Source organism: Pseudomonas sp. PDM32 (genome assembly GCF_019219225.1).
GTDB lineage: Bacteria > Pseudomonadota > Gammaproteobacteria > Pseudomonadales > Pseudomonadaceae > Aquipseudomonas > Aquipseudomonas laurylsulfatiphila.
This window is the reverse complement of record NZ_JAHUWE010000006.1, coordinates 296874-313988: the sequence shown is the minus strand read 5'-3', so window position 1 is coordinate 313988 and position 17115 is coordinate 296874. Positions and strand designations below refer to the sequence as shown.

19 protein-coding genes are annotated in these 17115 nt (G+C 60.8%); 9 read left to right on the top strand and 10 right to left on the bottom strand.

Annotated features, from left to right (window positions below):
- Positions 1–22: 22 nt before the first annotated feature.
- Positions 23–976: a putative 2-dehydropantoate 2-reductase gene (locus KW846_RS14030; RefSeq protein ID WP_218482852.1), complete on the bottom strand. Its 954-nt coding sequence runs from the start codon at positions 974–976 to the stop codon at positions 23–25.
- Positions 973–1359 carry a co-chaperone YbbN gene (locus KW846_RS14025; RefSeq protein ID WP_218479688.1) on the bottom strand — a complete coding sequence of 129 codons (387 nt, stop codon included), beginning with the start codon at positions 1357–1359 and terminating at the stop codon, positions 973–975. Before KW846_RS14025 ends, KW846_RS14030 begins: the two co-directional genes overlap by 4 nt.
- Between KW846_RS14025 and KW846_RS14020 the strand changes: the two genes are divergently transcribed.
- Positions 1358–1801 (top strand): PilZ domain-containing protein, encoded by a 444-nt coding sequence (locus KW846_RS14020; protein WP_218482850.1) that lies wholly within the window; start codon positions 1358–1360, stop codon positions 1799–1801. The two genes, KW846_RS14025 and KW846_RS14020, sit on opposite strands and share 2 nt — an antisense overlap.
- 187 nt (positions 1802–1988) lie before the next feature.
- Positions 1989–3065 carry a 3-deoxy-7-phosphoheptulonate synthase gene (locus tag KW846_RS14015; protein ID WP_007973561.1) on the top strand — a complete coding sequence of 359 codons (1077 nt, stop codon included), beginning with the start codon at positions 1989–1991 and terminating at the stop codon, positions 3063–3065.
- 84 nt (positions 3066–3149) lie between these two features.
- Here KW846_RS14015 and KW846_RS14010 read toward each other — a convergent pair whose 3' ends face one another.
- Positions 3150–3437 (bottom strand): GNAT family N-acetyltransferase, encoded by a 288-nt coding sequence (locus KW846_RS14010; RefSeq protein WP_008049058.1) that lies wholly within the window; start codon positions 3435–3437, stop codon positions 3150–3152.
- A gap of 641 nt (positions 3438–4078) precedes the next feature.
- Between KW846_RS14010 and oprI the strand changes: the two genes are divergently transcribed.
- Positions 4079–4330: an outer membrane lipoprotei OprI gene (oprI, locus tag KW846_RS14005; RefSeq protein ID WP_003199355.1), complete on the top strand. Its 252-nt coding sequence runs from the start codon at positions 4079–4081 to the stop codon at positions 4328–4330.
- Between the two features lie 123 nt (positions 4331–4453).
- On the opposite strand, the gene KW846_RS14000 is transcribed toward oprI, so the two are convergent.
- From KW846_RS14000 to KW846_RS13990, 3 genes are all read right to left on the bottom strand, one after another.
- A complete protein-coding gene (locus KW846_RS14000) occupies positions 4454–5428 on the bottom strand; it encodes a L,D-transpeptidase family protein (RefSeq protein WP_007973563.1) in 975 nt (324 codons plus the stop codon).
- Between the two features lie 379 nt (positions 5429–5807).
- Positions 5808–6101 carry a hypothetical protein gene (locus KW846_RS13995; RefSeq protein WP_003226812.1) on the bottom strand — a complete coding sequence of 98 codons (294 nt, stop codon included), beginning with the start codon at positions 6099–6101 and terminating at the stop codon, positions 5808–5810.
- Positions 6102–6157: 56 nt separating this feature from the next.
- The gene (locus tag KW846_RS13990) at positions 6158–6763 is read right to left on the bottom strand and encodes an arylesterase (RefSeq protein WP_007973565.1); all 606 of its coding nucleotides are present in this window, start codon (positions 6761–6763) and stop codon (positions 6158–6160) included.
- A 10-nt stretch (positions 6764–6773) separates the two neighbouring features.
- Between KW846_RS13990 and KW846_RS13985 the strand changes: the two genes are divergently transcribed.
- The 3 genes from KW846_RS13985 to greB are packed head-to-tail and all read left to right on the top strand — an operon-like array spanning position 6774 to position 10493.
- Positions 6774–7457, top strand: a complete 684-nt coding sequence (locus tag KW846_RS13985) for an ABC transporter ATP-binding protein (RefSeq protein ID WP_102700327.1) — start codon at positions 6774–6776, stop codon at positions 7455–7457.
- Positions 7457–9961: an ABC transporter permease gene (locus tag KW846_RS13980; protein ID WP_218482848.1), complete on the top strand. Its 2505-nt coding sequence runs from the start codon at positions 7457–7459 to the stop codon at positions 9959–9961. Before KW846_RS13985 ends, KW846_RS13980 begins: the two co-directional genes overlap by 1 nt.
- 34 nt (positions 9962–9995) lie before the next feature.
- Complete coding sequence (gene greB / locus KW846_RS13975) at positions 9996–10493, top strand: transcription elongation factor GreB (protein ID WP_007973570.1); 498 nt, start codon at positions 9996–9998, stop codon at positions 10491–10493.
- Between the two features lie 3 nt (positions 10494–10496).
- On the opposite strand, the gene KW846_RS13970 is transcribed toward greB, so the two are convergent.
- From KW846_RS13970 to KW846_RS13960, 3 genes are all read right to left on the bottom strand, one after another.
- Positions 10497–10805, bottom strand: coding sequence for a hypothetical protein (locus KW846_RS13970; protein ID WP_007973571.1), 309 nt, complete (start codon positions 10803–10805; stop codon positions 10497–10499).
- 248 nt (positions 10806–11053) lie between these two features.
- On the bottom strand, positions 11054–11488 hold the full coding sequence (locus tag KW846_RS13965) for a DoxX family protein (protein ID WP_007973574.1): 435 nt from the start codon (positions 11486–11488) through the stop codon (positions 11054–11056).
- Between the two features lie 103 nt (positions 11489–11591).
- Positions 11592–13013 carry a transglycosylase SLT domain-containing protein gene (locus tag KW846_RS13960; RefSeq protein WP_218482846.1) on the bottom strand — a complete coding sequence of 474 codons (1422 nt, stop codon included), beginning with the start codon at positions 13011–13013 and terminating at the stop codon, positions 11592–11594.
- Between the two features lie 224 nt (positions 13014–13237).
- Between KW846_RS13960 and KW846_RS13955 the strand changes: the two genes are divergently transcribed.
- The 3 genes from KW846_RS13955 (at position 13238) to KW846_RS13945 (ending at position 16313) form a co-directional block, all read left to right on the top strand.
- Positions 13238–14047, top strand: a complete 810-nt coding sequence (locus KW846_RS13955) for a TatD family hydrolase (protein ID WP_218482844.1) — start codon at positions 13238–13240, stop codon at positions 14045–14047.
- Positions 14048–14244: 197 nt separating this feature from the next.
- The gene (locus tag KW846_RS13950; RefSeq protein WP_218482842.1) at positions 14245–15726 is read left to right on the top strand and encodes a methyl-accepting chemotaxis protein; all 1482 of its coding nucleotides are present in this window, start codon (positions 14245–14247) and stop codon (positions 15724–15726) included.
- 221 nt (positions 15727–15947) lie between these two features.
- The gene (locus tag KW846_RS13945) at positions 15948–16313 is read left to right on the top strand and encodes an Mpo1-like protein (RefSeq protein WP_007973582.1); all 366 of its coding nucleotides are present in this window, start codon (positions 15948–15950) and stop codon (positions 16311–16313) included.
- On the opposite strand, the gene KW846_RS13940 is transcribed toward KW846_RS13945, so the two are convergent.
- Positions 16314–17111, bottom strand: coding sequence for an acyl-CoA thioesterase II (locus tag KW846_RS13940; RefSeq protein WP_218482840.1), 798 nt, complete (start codon positions 17109–17111; stop codon positions 16314–16316).
- Positions 17112–17115: the final 4 nt, after the last annotated feature.

Sequence of the window (17115 nt, the reverse complement as noted above, 5' to 3'; positions counted from 1 at the left end):
CTTCCCCCTCAGGTCGGTCGACTCAGGTGTTGCGTCGGTCAATGAAACTCAAGCTGCGATACAAAGCCTCAATGCGCGGCATTTCACATCCCGCGGCCCGGGCGGCCGCCAGTGGTCGAGCGTAGATCGCCGCCAGCTCCAGCGGCCGCTTGTGCAGGAAATCGTGGTACATGCTCGGCCAGTAGTCGGGCATTTTCTCGGTCACCATGAACAGGTGCTCGGCATACCCTGCCGGTACGTCGTGCCCGCAGGCAATTGCGCCTTGCACCACTTCAGCCATCAGCGCCTTGATCAGTTCGCGACTGTCGGCATCGGCCATCAACGGTGTAGTACTCGCCCCGAGCAAAACCGAGAGACCGTTGTAAGGGATATTCCAGACCAGTTTTTGCCAGCGCGCCTGATGCAGATTCGCCATGGCCTGGGAATCGAGGCCGGCGCTGCGGAACAGGCCGACGCCCTCCTCGACTATCGCAGTGCGTGTCGGCCCATCGGCGGGACCGCTGTGATAACCCACGTGCACCGCGCCCAGCGCCTGATGGGTGATGACCCCCGGCGCCTCGCGATGGACGCAGATGTAGCAGAGTCCGCCGAGCACATGCAGCGAATCGGGGAGCAACTCGCGCAGGCTGTCTTCCACGTCCAGGCCATTTTGCAACAGCAGCACTTTGGCATCCGGTGCCGCCGCCTGCAGGATGGCCGGTGCCAGATCTGCGTTGCTGGTGGTTTTCGCGCCCACCAGCAGCCAATCGCAGGGCGGCATGTCTTCAGCCTTTGAGTAAGCCTGTACCGGGTTCAGTTTCAGCGCACCGTGGGGCGCGCTATCGACTTGCAACCCGTGCTCGGCCACCGCGGAAAACTCGCTGCGCAGCAGAAAATGCACATCAAAACCGGCACGCGCCAGCATCACCCCGTAGAACCCGCCGATTGCACCGGTCCCGATAATGCCGATTGTCGGCCTGGCAACTGTCCCCATCATGGCAACTCCTCTGCTGTTCGACTCAACGCCTGGCGCACGGCTCGATTGAGCTCTGTGTCGGTAAGGCGCGATTTCAGTGCTCCGAAAAACTCGCCGTCGCGAACGACAAACAGCGCCGGCAAATGAAAGACCTGATAACGCTCGACCAGCCCGCCGTTATTGCCGGCATCGATCCAGCACAGTCGATCGACGGCCAGATCGAGTGTCGGTAATTGTTCGCGGGCAAAACGGCAGCTGGCGCAGCCGACACTGGTGAAAATGACCAGCGAAACACCGCTCATCGCCAGCAGCCGTTGGTCGGCGTCAAAATCGGTCAGTTCCAATTCGACCACTATACTGGGGAGAACAATGTCAGATGGCCGACACATGGAGTCTGTGTTCATGGGACGATTCATTCCTCACCCTGACGATGTGCCCGTCGAATTAACGTTGCTGAAACCTGAGTGTATTTCGCGACGGCAGCTGCACACTATCAGCCTCGGGGGCATGGCTTGCAATTATCACCGCGCGTGGCGCCACGGCACGGCGCTGGAAGTACGCATGCCGACCGTGAACCCGGACATGCGCTACCTGGGTTATGTCGCCTGGTGCCTGCGGCGCAAACGCGGTTATCTGGTGGGCATCGCCTTCGTTGACGAACAAACGCTGTTCAGCGCCCGAATGGGTGAGCAGGTGTGCCAGATCGAACGCTACTGCCGCCTGCATGAGACCCACGAAGACTTGCAGGATGTTCAGGCCCTGGCCCTCGAATGGGTCCAGGAGCATGCCGACGAGTTCTCTCACGATTCGGTGCGCAAGGCTTTTGCGCAACCTGTGCCGGAATAGGGGCGTACTTGATCAGTTTGCCCCTCACGACAGGGAAACTGACTGCGAAAGCCCACCAAACCGGCGTCTGCCCATTGTCGAGCCACGGTGTAACGCGCTAAGGTTCGGGTCCCCGACGCGCTTAATTTGCTGTGCTCCGCCGCGCGGGTTCGCTGGCGGCCGGCACCCGTGACCTGACGAGTAAACGATGGCTGATTTACCGATCAACGACCTAAACGTCGCCTCCAACGAGACGCTGATCACTCCCGATCAGCTCAAGCGCGATATTCCCCTGAGCGATGCCGCACTGCGCACCGTCACCAAGGGCCGCGAAGTCATTCGTAACATTCTGGATGGCACCGACCACCGCCTGTTCGTCGTCATCGGGCCTTGCTCGATCCACGACATCAAGGCCGCCCACGAATATGCCGAGCGCCTGAAGGTTCTCGCTGCCGAAGTGTCCGATACCCTGTATCTGGTCATGCGCGTGTATTTCGAGAAGCCGCGTACCACCGTCGGCTGGAAAGGCTTGATCAACGACCCGTACCTGGATGACTCGTTCAAGATCCAGGATGGCTTGCACATCGGTCGCCAGTTGCTGCTGGACCTGGCCGAAAAAGGCCTGCCGACCGCCACCGAAGCCCTCGACCCGATCTCCCCGCAGTACCTGCAGGACCTGATCAGCTGGTCGGCCATCGGCGCGCGCACCACCGAATCCCAGACTCACCGTGAAATGGCGTCCGGCCTGTCCTCGGCCGTCGGCTTCAAGAACGGTACCGACGGCGGCCTGACCGTGGCGATCAACGCCCTGCAGTCGGTTTCCAGCCCGCACCGCTTCCTGGGTATCAACCAGGAAGGTGGCGTCTCCATCGTGACAACCAAGGGCAATGCCTACGGTCACGTAGTGCTGCGCGGCGGCAACGGCAAGCCGAACTACGATTCGGTCAGCGTTGCGCTTTGCGAGCAGGCGCTGAACAAGGCGAAGATCAAGCCGAACATCATGGTCGATTGCAGCCACGCCAACTCCAACAAGGATCCGGCCCTGCAACCGCTGGTGATGGAAAACGTCGCCAACCAGATCCTCGAAGGCAACAAGTCGATCATCGGCCTGATGGTTGAAAGCCACCTGAACTGGGGCGCCCAGGCAATCCCGAAAGACCTCGCCGACCTGCAGTACGGCGTGTCGATCACCGATGCCTGCATCGACTGGACCGCGACCGAAAACACCTTGCGCAGCATGCATGCCAAGCTCAAGGATGTGTTGCCTAAACGCGATCGCAGCTGATCGCCTCACGGCCTGTTCAAAAAGCGCACAAAAAAACGCCGGGTAGAACCCGGCGTTTTTTTTATGCATTCGTTTGACTGAAAGTCACTGACTCAGCTTGGCCGCATGCCGCTGGTGACGCTCCATATAGCGTTCGACGTAGGAGCACGATGGAATGACGGTGTAGCCCATTTCGTCAGCGTACTCCAGCGCCCTCTCGGTCAAGGCTGCCGCAATACCGCGACCACGCAATGCGTTGGGCACGAAGGTGCGATAGATATCCAGGGTCTGTTTCCCCAGATCCATATAGGTCAGATAGGCACGATGACCGTCCACATTGGTCTCGAACTGATGACCAGCCTGGTCATGGTGGATGGACAACGCCTCGCTCATCACTACTCCTCGCGGGTCTGGAATTCCGACCCCTACCTTACCGATGTTTTTCCGGCGAAGGAACATCTACGCCACCCCGTGCCTGAATGGACACCGAGAAGAGCTGCACCGATCTCGCGCTACCGAGCACGTACAAATAGTAGGCACCATTGACAGAAATGCTCAAGGTACGCTCGTCATCATGCCCGTTGGCGGGTGCTGCTCCGTAATCACGCAGGAATGGCTCGACCGAAGGTCACTCCGGGTCGATAGCCTGAACATTGCCGGATGTTGAGACTTAAGACGAACGCCCGTTGTTAAAGTCACCTGAACATCGAGAAAGATAGTGAGAGGCGCCACGCAAAAGCCGAACAAAAGTGTAGACGAATCCATATAGGCGGACTTTAGCCAGCCGGGGAAAAAGAGCGCTGTGCCGAAGGAACTTTTTCTCGGCAGTTCGCTCAGCCACGGGCCTTGCAGCTGGATATTTTTTAAACAATTCAGTTAAAAGTTGCTCGAAAAAGAATCAACGCCTACAATTTTTTTGGCTTCTTGCTTCACGTCAGTTTTACTTACTACAAGTAATGGGTAGTATGTACGCCGGCTATTTCCTCAATCGGAGGAGATAGCTACTTAATAGAAAGTCCTTGAAGGGGAACACGATGAACAACGTTCTGAAATTCTCTGCTCTGGCTCTGGCCGCAGTTCTGGCTACCGGTTGCAGCAGCGCATCGAAAGAAACCGAAGCACGTCTGACCGCTACTGAAGACGCAGCTGCTCGCTCCCAGGCTCGTGCAGACGAAGCTTACCGTAAAGCTGATGAAGCTCTGGCTGCTGCTCAAAAAGCACAACAGACTGCTGACGAAGCTAACGAGCGTGCTCTGCGCATGCTGGACAAAGCTAGCCGCAAGTAATAATCCCTCGGGATTGTTATCAAGCCGACCCATTTTTTGGGTCGGCTTTTTTATTGCCCGGCGTTTCTCCAGGCAATAAAAAACCCGTCGACGCGGTCTGCGTCGACGGGCTCATAGCAAGCGTTACTGCAGCGGATCGATCGGCGTGCTCGACACCATCGGCGCGACGCCGTTGCCCGGCACTGCGATCTCTACCGGCAGGCCGTCCTCAGCGGCCACCACGTCCCGCACCACATCCCAGTTCATGCGCAGGTTGTTGGTGATGTCTTCACGCTTGAGCATCGCATTGATGACCGCTGTGTGCTTGTCGACCACCGACGGGTTGCCCTTGTCGTCCAGCGGCGTGTGCGCCTCCAGATAGACCTTGCCGCCACTCATGCCGAACTTGTACGGGTCGTTGATGATCCGTACCGAGGTACCGACCGGCACCATGCCTGCCATTTCCAGCACGTTGTTGTTGAACATGCGGAAGCAACCGTGGCTGGTGCGCATGCCGATACCGAACTTCTTGTTCGAACCGTGGATCAGGTAGCCCGGAGTGCCCAGGGTGAACTTGAACGGGCCCAGAGGGTTGTCAGGGCCTGCCGGCACGACGTTGGGCAGCGGATCACCATCTGCCGCGTGCTCGGCCTTGATCGACGCCGGAGGCGTCCAGGTCGGGTTAGGCGTCTTGGCGGTGATGCTGGTGTGGGCAATCGGCGAGCCCCAGCCTTCACGACCGATACCCAGCGGGAACGTGTACACCACGTTCTTGCCTTTCGGGTAGTAGTAGAGGCGGTACTCGGCCAGGTTGATCACGATGCCTTCACGCGGGCCTGGTGGCAGGATGAAGCGAGTCGGCAGAATGATTTCCGTGCCGGCGCCCGGCAACCATGCATCGACACCCGGGTTGGCCGCGACCATTTCCGTGTAGCCCAGGTCATAGGCAGTACCAAGGTCGGCGAAGGTGTCTTCGTACTTGGCCTTGATCACCTGCACCTGGCCGATGATGTCCTCACCGGGCGGTGGCAGGGGAAACTCCAATGCTGCAACAGGACCGGCCACAAAAAGGGCGGCAAGAGTCAGGCAGCGGGTGACGGCAGGAAAGCGCGGCAACATCCGGAAAATCCTTCGCATGATCAACTGAGGGTATAAGGACGCGATTGTACACTGCCGCCCGTTATTTCGGGGAGATGGCCCGATTGCAGGCAGTGCAAGGCGGTAATGGCCACTCGGAACGCCACCTCACAAGGGAGCCCTGGTCCTGATGCATGCGCGTTTCCCTGTAGGAGCTGCCGAAGGCTGCGATCTTTTGATTTTGATTTTTTGCGTGTCGGAGAGGCACAAGATCAAGATCAAAAGATCGCAGCCTTCGGCAGCTCCTACAGTGGGTCGGTGCTTGCCAAAAGTGACCCGCGGCAAGGGTGAAACCATAATCCGCCGTTACCTCAACAACGGATATGTACACAAAATAACGGGGCTAGTGCACGACGACAGACTAAAGCTCAAACCGCAATTCAGGCCAGATCGGCGACGTCCCCCGCTTCTGCGACTCAAGAATGGCCCTGCACAACGAACACAGCCGCTGATCCTGAAACACCCGGCGATCAACACTCGACCAGCGCGGTTGCGCCGGCAACAGGCTGCCGCAAAGAGTCCGGTCCGCCGAGCCGCCCAACTCCAGCTGACGGGTCACCAGATGCACCCGCACTTCCTGGCAGGCGAACAGATCCAGCTGTTCGTCAGGCTCGATCAGTTGATAGGCAAATAGTGACCAGGCGGGACGCGGCATCGGGGGCTCCAAATCGGGGGCGCCACCTTAGCCGAAAGCCTGCGTCTAGAAAAGTGTCATAACAGCGGTTTTAGAGTAGGCCAGACATTTTCCAGCAACTTGTCCTGGGCCCCGGCGGCCGGGTGTATGCCGTCGGCCTGCATCAACTCCGGATGACCGCCCACGCCGTCGAGGAAAAACGGCACCAGCGGGATCTTTTTCTCATCGGCCAGGTTGCTGTAGACCTCGGCGAACGCCTTGGTGTATCGCGCACCGTAATTGGGTGGCAATTGCATGCCGAGCAACAGCACCTTGGCGCCGCTGGCCCGGGAGCTGTCGATCATCGAGGCAAGATTTTGTTGCAATTGAGTTGGCAGCAAGCCGCGCAGACCGTCATTGCCCCCCAACTCGAGGATCACCAGTTCCGGTTTATGCTCTGCAAGCAGCGCGGGCAGGCGCGCCTGGCCTCCGGCACTGGTGTCGCCACTGATAGACGCATTGATCACTTTGTCGTCGAAACCTTCGCGCCTGAGCCGCTGTTCAAGCAGCGACACCCACCCCAGCCGGGTATCCAGTCCGAAACCGGCGCTGATACTATCGCCAACGATCAGGACTGTACCCGCCGCTGCGTTTTGGGCCATGCACATCAAGGCCAGGCCAGCACTCAAAAACCAGACACGCATCGGACTCTCCATGGGCGCAAGCATTCTCATCGCGAAGGACCTTAGCAAAGTGGTTCCCAGCGCGGAAGGTGAACTGACCATCCTGCACGAACTCAGCCTGGAACTGAACAAGGGCGACAGCCTGGCCATCGTCGGCGCTTCCGGTTCCGGCAAATCCACCCTGCTGGGCCTGCTCGCCGGTCTCGACCTGCCGAGCAGTGGCGAAGTCACCCTCGCGGGGCAGGGTCTGAGCAACCTCGATGAAGACCAGCGTGCGCGCATCCGCGCCGAGCACGTGGGTTTTGTCTTTCAATCGTTTCAACTGCTCGACAGCCTCAATGCCCTGGAAAACGTCATGCTGCCGCTGGAGCTCGATGGCCGCAAAGACGCCCGCGAACGCGCCACCGAGTTACTCCAGCGTGTAGGACTCGGCCAGCGCCTGACGCATTCACCGCGCCAGCTATCCGGGGGCGAGCAACAACGCGTGGCGATTGCCCGTGCGTTTGCCGCCGAACCCGATGTGCTGTTCGCCGACGAACCGACCGGCAACCTCGACAGCCACACCGGCGAGCGCATCAGCGACCTGCTGTTCGAACTCAACAAGGAGCGCGGCACGACCCTGGTGCTGGTGACCCACGATGAACGCCTGGCCCATCGGTGCCGGCGCCTGATCCGTCTTGAAGCCGGCCTGCTGGTCGCCCCCGTGGAGCCTTGATGGCACGCCTGCCGCTGTTGCGCCTGTTCAGTCTCGCCATCCGCCAATTGCTGCGCGACGCCCGCGCCGGTGAATTGCGTGTCTTGTTTTTTGCCTTGCTGGTGGCCGTGGCCGCGAGCACTGCCATTGGCTATTTCGGCGCCCGCCTGAATGGCGCCATGATGCTGCGCGCCACTGAGTTTCTCGGTGCCGACCTGCTCCTCGAAGGCAGTTCGCCCGCGCGCCCCGAACAGATAAGAAGCGGCACGGAGCTGGGACTGCAACATGCGCAGGTGGTGGAGTTTTCCAGCGTTATCGCCACAGACAGCGGCATCCAGTTGTCCAGCATCAAGGCGGCCGATGACACCTACCCGCTACGCGGCGAGCTGAAGAGCGCGCCCGCCCCGTTCGCCACGCAAAGCGCCGGTGGTGGACCGCAACCCGGTGAAGCCTGGGTCGAGGCACGCCTGCTGACCGCCCTGGACCTGAAGATCGGCGACAGCATCGATGTCGGCATGAAAACCCTGAAACTGGCGCGGGTGCTGACCTACGAACCCGACCGCGCCGGCAATTTCTACAGCCTGACGCCGCGGGTGCTGATCAATCTCGACGATCTTGCGGCAACCGGCGTGGTGCAACCCGGCAGCCGGGTCAGCTATCGCGAATTATGGCGAGGCAACGCCCAGGCACTCGAGTCGTACCGACAACTGATCAAACCGGGGCTCGCCGCCAACCAACGCTTGCAGGACGCCCGGGATGGCAACCGGCAGATCGGCGGCGCCCTGGGCAAGGCCGAACGCTACCTGAACATGGCCAGTCTGGTGGCGGTGTTGCTGTCCGGCGTGGCGGTGGCGTTGTCGGCGACCCGCTTCGCCACCCGCCGCTTCGATGCCAGTGCCTTGCTGCGCTGCCTCGGTCTGTCACGCCGGGAAACCCTGGTGTTGTTCAGCCTGCAACTGACCGTGCTCGGGCTGCTGGCCAGCATCAGCGGCGCTCTCCTCGGCTGGTTCGCACAACTGGGGTTGTTTGCCCTGCTGCACGACTTGCTGCCGACCGACGTACCTCCGGGCGGACTGTTTCCGGCCGTCGCCGGGATCGGCACCGGACTGGTGGCCCTGGCCGGTTTCGCCTTGCCGCCACTGGCGGCTCTGGGCCGGGTTCCGCCATTGCGCGTGCTGCGCCGGGACATGCTGCCGATCCCTTCCAGCACCTGGATGGTCTATGGTGCAGCGCTGGGCGCCCTCGCCCTGATCATGTGGCGCCTGAGCCTGGACCTGGTGCTGACCTTTGCCCTGCTCGGCGGCGGCGTGATTGCAGCGCTGGTGCTGGGCGGTTTGTTGCTGCTGCTGTTGAAGAGTCTGCGGCGCTTGCTCGCGCGTGCGTCCTTGCCCTGGCGCCTGGGACTCGGGCAATTGCTGCGTCATCCGCTCGCTGCCGCAGGCCAATCCCTGGCGTTCGGCCTGATCCTGCTGTCGATGGCGCTGATTGCGCTGCTGCGCGGTGAATTGCTGGATACCTGGCAGAACCAGTTGCCGAAAAACGCCCCCAATTACTTCGCCCTGAACATCCTGCCTGCGGATAAACAGGCCTTCACCGATCACCTGATCGCCGTGTCGGCAAAATCGGCACCCTTGTACCCGGTGGTGCCGGGGCGCTTGATCAGCATCAACGGCGAACCGGTACAGCAGATCGTCACCAAGGAATCGGCCGGCGACCGGGCAATCCAGCGCGACCTGAGTCTGACCTGGGCGGCGGACCTGCCGGCGGGCAACAAGCTCACGGCGGGCAATTGGTGGAATGAACAAACGCCCGACGATGTTCCCGGCGTGTCGGTGGAAGGCAAGGTCGCTGAGAGCCTGAAACTCAAGCTCGGCGATCATCTGGTTTTCAGCGTGGGCGGGGTCAATCGCGAGGCGAAGGTCACCAGCCTGCGGGAGATCAACTGGGACAACTTCCAGCCGAACTTTTTCATGATCTTCCAGCCCGGCACCCTCAAGGATCTGCCGGCGACTTACCTGACCAGTTTCTATCTGGCATCGGGACATGACCAACAGATCGTCGACCTGTCCAGAGCCTTCCCGGCGGTGACGATCCTGCAGGTCGAAGCCTTGCTGGAACAATTGCGCAGCATTCTCGCCCAGGTCACCCTGGCGGTGGAGTACGTATTGTTGTTTGTGTTGGCCGCGGGGATGGCGGTGCTGTTTTCCGGCCTGCAGGCGACGCTGGACGAACGCATTCGCCAGGGTGCGCTGCTGCGGGCGCTGGGGGCCGAACGGCAACTGCTGGTCAAGGCCCGACGCATCGAGTTCGGTTTGCTGGGGGCGGTCAGCGGTTTGCTGGCGGCATTGGGGTCGGAACTGGTGAGCCTGGTGCTCTACCGCTATGCCTTTGACCTGCCGTGGCATCCGCATCCATGGCTGTTGCTGCTGCCCCTGCTGGGCGCGGTGCTGATCGGCGGTGCCGGGGTGTTCGGCACTCGTCGGGCATTGAACGCCAGCCCGCTGACAGTCTTGCGCGAGGGTTGATAAACTCCAGCCGTCTCCACCACAAGAAGTTGCCATGAGCCGTTACCGCCCTCCCCGCACCGCCGGCACCGCGCTGATCACCCCCGAGGGTGAAGCGCGGATGCGCGCCGAATTCCATGAGCTGTGGCATGTGCGTCGGCCCCAGGTGACCCAGGCTGTCAGCGAAGCCGCGGCACAGGGTGATCGCTCGGAGAACGCCGAATACACCTACGGCAAAAAGATGCTGCGAGAGATCGACAGCCGCGTGCGTTTTCTCACCAAACGCCTGGAAGCGCTCAAGGTTGTCAGCGAAAAACCCAGCGATCCGAACAAGGTGTATTTCGGCGCCTGGGTCACGATCGAGGACGAGGATGGCAAGGAGTCGCGCTACCGCATTGTCGGACCGGATGAACTGGACCTCAAACAAGGCCTGATCAGCATTGACTCGCCATTGGCCCGAGCCCTGATCGGCAAGGCACTGGACGCCGAGGTCCGGGTCCAGACACCGACCGGTGAGCAGTGTGTTTATATCGTGGCGATCGACTACCCGTAAAACTCAAGGGCGGGTGATCAGCCCTTGCCGGGCAACGCGGGTCAGTTGCCTGATCACCTCGGGAGCGTCTTCGAGGCTGGGAGATTGAATCACTGCCAGATCAAAACTGTCGTCGGCGAAACGCGCGAGCGACTCACCGTCTTCGACAAACTGGATCAGAAAGGCAGCGGGACCGCCGGTACGACGTGGCCAGCCATCGAGATAACGCAAGAGCGTCGGCTGATGTTTGCCGCCAAGCAGGATTTTTGGATTGCGCTGGGTGAGATGTGCCGTGATCGGCGCGGGACGTACAACCGGGTTTAGTGCATTCATTGTGTCGTGTCTCTGCCTCAAAAGTCTGCATGGCAGGTGAGAGGCAACACCGAACCAGCGCTTTAGCGGTATTTCGAAGCCTGTTCCGGCTTCTATCGGCAACTGGATGAGTCACCTGGCGCCCCGCAAGTAGCTGTTTAAATCGGCGCATGAGCAACATCCTAGAGAAGCTGACTGGACAGTGTCAAGAATGACGCTCAACAAAAAAGGTCCGCACGATGCGGGCCTTTTTTGTTGAGCCAGAGCGGTCAACCGGCGATGACACGGTCCGCCGAGAGTTTGCCCGCACCTTCGATCAATACCGCGATACTGCCACCGAGCAGGGCCAGGGCGAATTCATAACCATTGTTGGCCATGAACAGTCCGTTGCTGATGTGCACCGAGAAAATCGCGACCAGCGACAGGAAGATCAAGCCCAATGCAGCCGGGCGAACCAGCAAGCCGATGATCAATGCCAGGCCGGCGAAGAATTCGGTGCCGCCCGCCAGTGCCGCCATCAGGTAACCCGGCGTCAGCCCGAGGCTTTCCATGTACTGCGCGGTTCCGGCCAGACCATAACCACCGAATGCCCCGAAGAGTTTTTGCGAGCCGTGAGCGGCGAAAATTATGCCGACCACGATGCGCAGAACGGTCAGGCCGTAACCGGCGCGGGTAAACAATACCTTGTTGATCAGAGTGCTCATGCTGTTTCTATCCTTGTCAGTGTGTGTGGGTTGGGCGCCATATTAATCAATAAATCACATGTTAAAAGCAGAAAAAACCCACCATTACAATCAGATTAGTTGATCATTTGCGAGAAACAACCTTTTGTCCCTGAGGCTCCAACGATTCCCGCTCCCGGTCGAACGCCAGGTAATACTTGTTCACGCTATTAACATAGCTGACAGGCCCCATACCCACCTGCTCCATGGCGACGCGTTCGACCTGGAAGAACCACTGGTTGGGATTCAGTCCTCGCCGCCGGGCTTCGGTGCGCATGCCCTGAACCCGCTCCGGCCCGATGTTGTAGGCCGCCAGCACGAAGGCCATGCGTTCGCGCTCGTTGAGTTTCGGGCTGGCAAAGAACTTGCGCCGGATCATCGCAAGGTACTTGGCCCCGGCCTGCACATTGCCGTCTACGTCCTGAATATTGCTGACCCCCACCCGCTGCGCCGCAGAAGGGGTGATCTGCATCAGGCCGGTCGGGCTGCCGCCACTGCGGGCAGTGGGCTGCAACGCTGACTCCTTGAAGGCCAGTGCCGCCAGGTTCAGCCAGTCCATGCCCTGGGCATCGGCGTGTTTCTGCAGCACCGGACGCAGTTTTTCCAGGCGCTGCCGGTCCGCCTTGGCCAGTGGATAGTGCACTTGATAGAGACGACGATAGATGCGCAGGAATGCAGCGTCCTGATCCGACGGTTTTTTGTAGACGGTGAGGAAGCGATCAATGCTGGCCCGCAGCATCGACGCATCGCGGCGCACGAACCAGAACTCTTCGCCCGGCTCACTGATGACGACCTGCTTGTCGAAACGCAGCTTGGGCAGGATCTTGCCCCAGCGTTCGGCAATCGGCTGCTCGACGATGGTCAGGTGAAAGATTCCGCCCTGGACCATCTCCAGTACGTCCTCGACGGCAAGGCTCGGATCGACCCACTCGATGTTGACCGGCGGCAGCTTGTGCAGGGCGAGCTTTTGATTGATCTGGCTGATGGCATCCCCGGCGGCGCTGCCGGCGGGTAGCGCCAGGGTCTTGCCGGAGAGCTGTTCAAGCCGGGTGTAGCGGCGTTCGCCCTTGATGCCCACCAGGACCAACGGGATGTTGCTGGCAATCGGCTCACTGGTGCTGACGGCGAAGCCCGGTTGCAGGTCGAGCAACTCGCCTGGCGCCACCAGATCACCCTCCCCGCGCTGCAAGGCGCCGAGCAGTTGATCCTTGGCCTTGGGAATGATCTTGAGGGTGATTTCCTGACCGTCACGGGCGTGGCCGTTGAGGTATTGCTCGAACGCTCTCAGGCGATGGTATTCAACCCCGATCGCCTGCCCCTGGACTTCGCCGGAACTGTTGCGGCTCTGGTTGACCAGCACCCGCAACACACGACTGCTGCGGATCTGCGCAAGGTCGCGCACCTCGCTGGTCGGTACGGCTTGCAGCGGCCCGGGCAGACGCGCGACCGCCGTCATCGGCAGTAGCAGCGAACAACACAGCAGTAGCAAAACCGAGGGACGAATCATCCACTCTCCGGAAAGAATATGAGGCCGCTTCAATGTAGCGCGGCGACAAAAACAGGGCGCCCAGGGCGCTGACAACGCGCGAAAGACTGGCACAATGATGGCAAAACTACCAACCCAGCCAGGTCCGAGGCTCAAGAGACAGCGTTAACCCGTTGTAGTTCTTGGCTTTTCTTATAAATCCACGGCTCTGATATGCTTTCCGGCCTTTGAGCCGAGGTAGCACCATGCAACTCATCGATATCGGCGTCAACCTGACCAACGCCAGTTTTGCCGACAAACACCAGGCCGTTCTCGATCGCGCTTACGCGGCCGGCGTGTGCCAACTGGTGCTGACGGGCACCAGCGTCGAGGGCAGTGAACAGGCCCTTGAGTTGTGCCGGCAACTGGACGCAAGCAATCAGCGCCTGTTTGCCACCGCCGGTATTCACCCTCACTGCGCCAGCGACTGGAACACCGACAGCGCCCGCCGTCTGCGCAGCTTGCTCAACGAGCCGAATGTGGTGGCCGTGGGCGAATGCGGGCTGGATTTCAACCGTGATTTCTCGCCGCGCCCGCAGCAGGAAAAGGTCCTCGAAGAACATCTTGCCTTGGCCGTCGAATTGCAGCTGCCGGTTTTTCTGCACGAACGTGACGCCAGCCAGCGTTTGCTGGAGATCCTGCGCGACTTCCGCGACCAATTGCCGGCCGCGGTGGTGCACTGCTTCACCGGGGAGCAGAAGGCACTGTTCAGCTACCTCGACCTGGACCTGCACATTGGCATTACCGGCTGGATCTGCGACGAACGCCGGGGCACGCATTTGCATCCGCTGGTCAAGGAGATCAAGCGCGGACGCCTGATGCTCGAAAGCGATGCGCCGTACCTGCTGCCGCGCAGCCTGCGCCCCAAGCCGAAAAACGGGCGAAACGAGCCAGCGTACCTGACCGAAGTATTGCGCGAAGTGGCACTGCATCGGGGGGAAAGCCAGGAGGATCTGGCGGCGCACACCACAGCCTGTGCACGCGCGTTCTACGGCTTGCCATCAATCCCCCAGTAACCACAAATCCCCTGTGGGAGCGGGCTTGCTCGCGAAAGGCGTCGTGTCTGCGAGCATCGGGTTGAATGACAGGCCGCTATCGCGAGCAGGCTCGCTCCCACACTGGCCCGTTGATCTGCATCAAGAATCAGCCATCTGAGTAGCGGCACAATGCTGGCACCTTGCCAAAACTGTTTCCGCTATCAGAGAAGACCTCCATGGGTGCCTGGCTTAGCAATATCTCGCTGAAATACAAGTTCTGGGCGGTCAATGCCGTCGCGTTCGTCACCACCCTGTTGCTGGTGCTGTACGCGGTGCAGCTTGAACAGCAGGCCCGCAGTCACGCGTCCCAGGCTTCGACCCAGGCCCAGGCGCGATTGCTCGAAGCCTGGCCCGCCGGGCAACCGCTGCCCCATACCGCCAACCTGCTGGCGTTCAGCCGCGGGCAAGTCCCCATGCTCAATGAGCGCCCCGTGCAAGAACTGGCCGACGCCAATGGCTGGGTCGAGATCAACCCGATGCCATTGTTCGGTGACAACCCGTTGATGGGCGCCGAAGTGTTCGCGCGCGCCGACGGGCAGCGGGTCGCCGTGATCGCCCATGGTCCAAGCCTGAGCCAGGTATTCAGCGAGCGCTTCGCCCACTACGCGGTGGCAGTGTTCGTCCTGATGCTGGCCATGCTCGGCGCATCGCAGTTGTTGATCCGTTTCCTGCTCAGCCAGCTCAACACCTTGAAAGACGTCATGTTGCACGTGGAGAAAACCGGCGACCTGTCGACCCGCGTGCCATTGGCTTGCAGTGACGAAGTCGGGCAGATGGCCAACGCCTTCAACGCCATGCAGGCCGGTTATCAACGGGTGGTCAACACCGTCGCCAGCACCGCCCGGCAACTGGACACCGGCGCTGCACGGCTGGCGGCGAGCATGAATGAAGTGCGCCACGGCATGCTCGGTCAGCAAAGCGAAACCGACCAGGCCGCCACGGCGATCAATGAAATGACTGCCACGGTCTATCACATCGCCCAGCATGCGGGTGCCACCCGTGACCTTTCGCAATCGGCCGATACCCTGGCCGGTAGCGGGCAGGAAGTGGTGACGCGGGTGCAGCGCTCGATTGCCGGGCTGTCCACAGGCGTGCAGCAGACCGCCGAGATGATTCAACGCCTGGCCGAGGACAGCCAGAAGATCAACGGCGTGGTCAACGTGATTCACAGCATCGCCGAACAGACCAACCTGCTGGCGCTCAACGCCGCCATCGAAGCGGCCCGGGCTGGCGAGATGGGACGCGGCTTTGCGGTAGTCGCCGATGAAGTACGTAACCTGGCCAAACGCGTGCAAACCTCCACGGATGAAATCACGATCATGGTCTCGGCGTTGCAGGCCGGGACGCGGGACGCCGTGGATTTCATGCAAGAGAGCTCGTTCAAGGCCGACGACTGCGTACGACAAGCGCAAGAAGCCGGCGCGGCACTGGCCGAAATCACTGGCGCAGTGGCACAGATGCGTGAAAGCAACACACAGATCGCCGTGGCGGCCGAGCAACAGAGCCAGGTGGCGGAAGAGATGAACCGGGCGGTGGTGAGCATCCGTGACGTGACTGAAAACACGGTGCAGCAGACGGTGTCTTCGGCGACGACCAGCAATGAACTGGCGGCGCTGGCCGGAGAGTTGAGCAAGGCGATAGGTCAGCTCAAACTCTGAGGGCCCTTTCGCGAGCAAGCCCGCTCCCACAGGTGACCGCATTCTTTCATAGGAATACGCTCAAAATGTGGGAGCGGGCTCGCTCGCGAAGGCGTCAGAACTGGCACCCTCTTTTCCAGTCATGGCTCCTATCAAGCCAATAGCCAGCCTTGATTCGCCGCCGGCATTGACCGAGCCTATTCTTCATCACATGTGTTCAACATGGATCGAGGATCAGCATCATGGGCAAACGTCACCCCAACCTTCCCGCCTGGCAATGGCGAGCGTACCCGAACAATCATCAGCACCCGACCAATCTGGTGTTGCACCTGATCGCGGTGCCGCTGTTCATCGTGGCATTTCTGCTGATCGTATCCGGGGTCTTCAGCCTGAGCCTGGCCAACATCGCCATTGGCGTGATCGGCGTGATTGCGGCGCTGGCCCTGCAACGCCACGGCCACAGCATGGAGACGCAAGCCGCCGAGCCGTTCAGTGACCGCAAGGATGCAATATCGCGCCTGTTGGTCGAGCAGTTTCTGACCTTTCCGCGGTTCTTCCTCAGCGGTGGCTGGTGGCGCGCCTGGCGTGAGCGCCACCGTCGTCACTGATCAGGCGAACACCGTCACCGTCTGCCGGCTCATGGCGATCAACCGGCCATCGGCGCTCCACATTTTCGCGGCGGCGTGCCCGTAACCATCCGCGGCGTGCTCGGTCTCGACGAGGTATTTGCACCAGTCCAGGGTGGTCAACTCCAGCAGTGGTTGCACGAACTCGATGGTCCAGGTCAGCGTGCTGCCCATCGCCGGCTTCTTCAAAAACGGCATCAGGGCCGGCGGCCAGGCGTCCACCAGTGCGAGGATATGCGCCTCGCTGATGGCCTCTTCCTTGACATCGCCGCGCAAGCGCACCCAACCACCCATTTGCCGCGATGTGCTACCACTGAACGGCAGCCCGCCAACACTCCAGCGCATCGCCAGGTGCCGCATGAACTCCGGAATGACGCCTTCGACAAAAGGCAATTCCTGGCACTCGTCCCAGTGCTTCATTTCAGGTGCCGGCTCAGCGGCCACGGCCACTACCGAAGGGCGTGAAGCGCCGAAACTCCCCTGGATCAACGTCACCACCTGGCCCTTCTGCACCACCCGACCCAACACCTGGCTGACCGCCTTGCCTTCGCGCAATACGTCGACTTCAAAGCTGACTGGAACCTCAGGCTCAACCGGGCCGACAAAGGTGATCGCCAATGAGCGCACCGGGCGATCCGCTGGCACCCGCGCACGCATGGCTTCGTACTGCAGCGCCGCCACCAAGCCACCGAAACTGGCGCGCCCCTGGGCCCAGGAGGCCGGAATGGACAGCTCCAGCGGCTGGCTACGGACAGCGTCAAGCAGTTCGGAAAAACGCATGAAA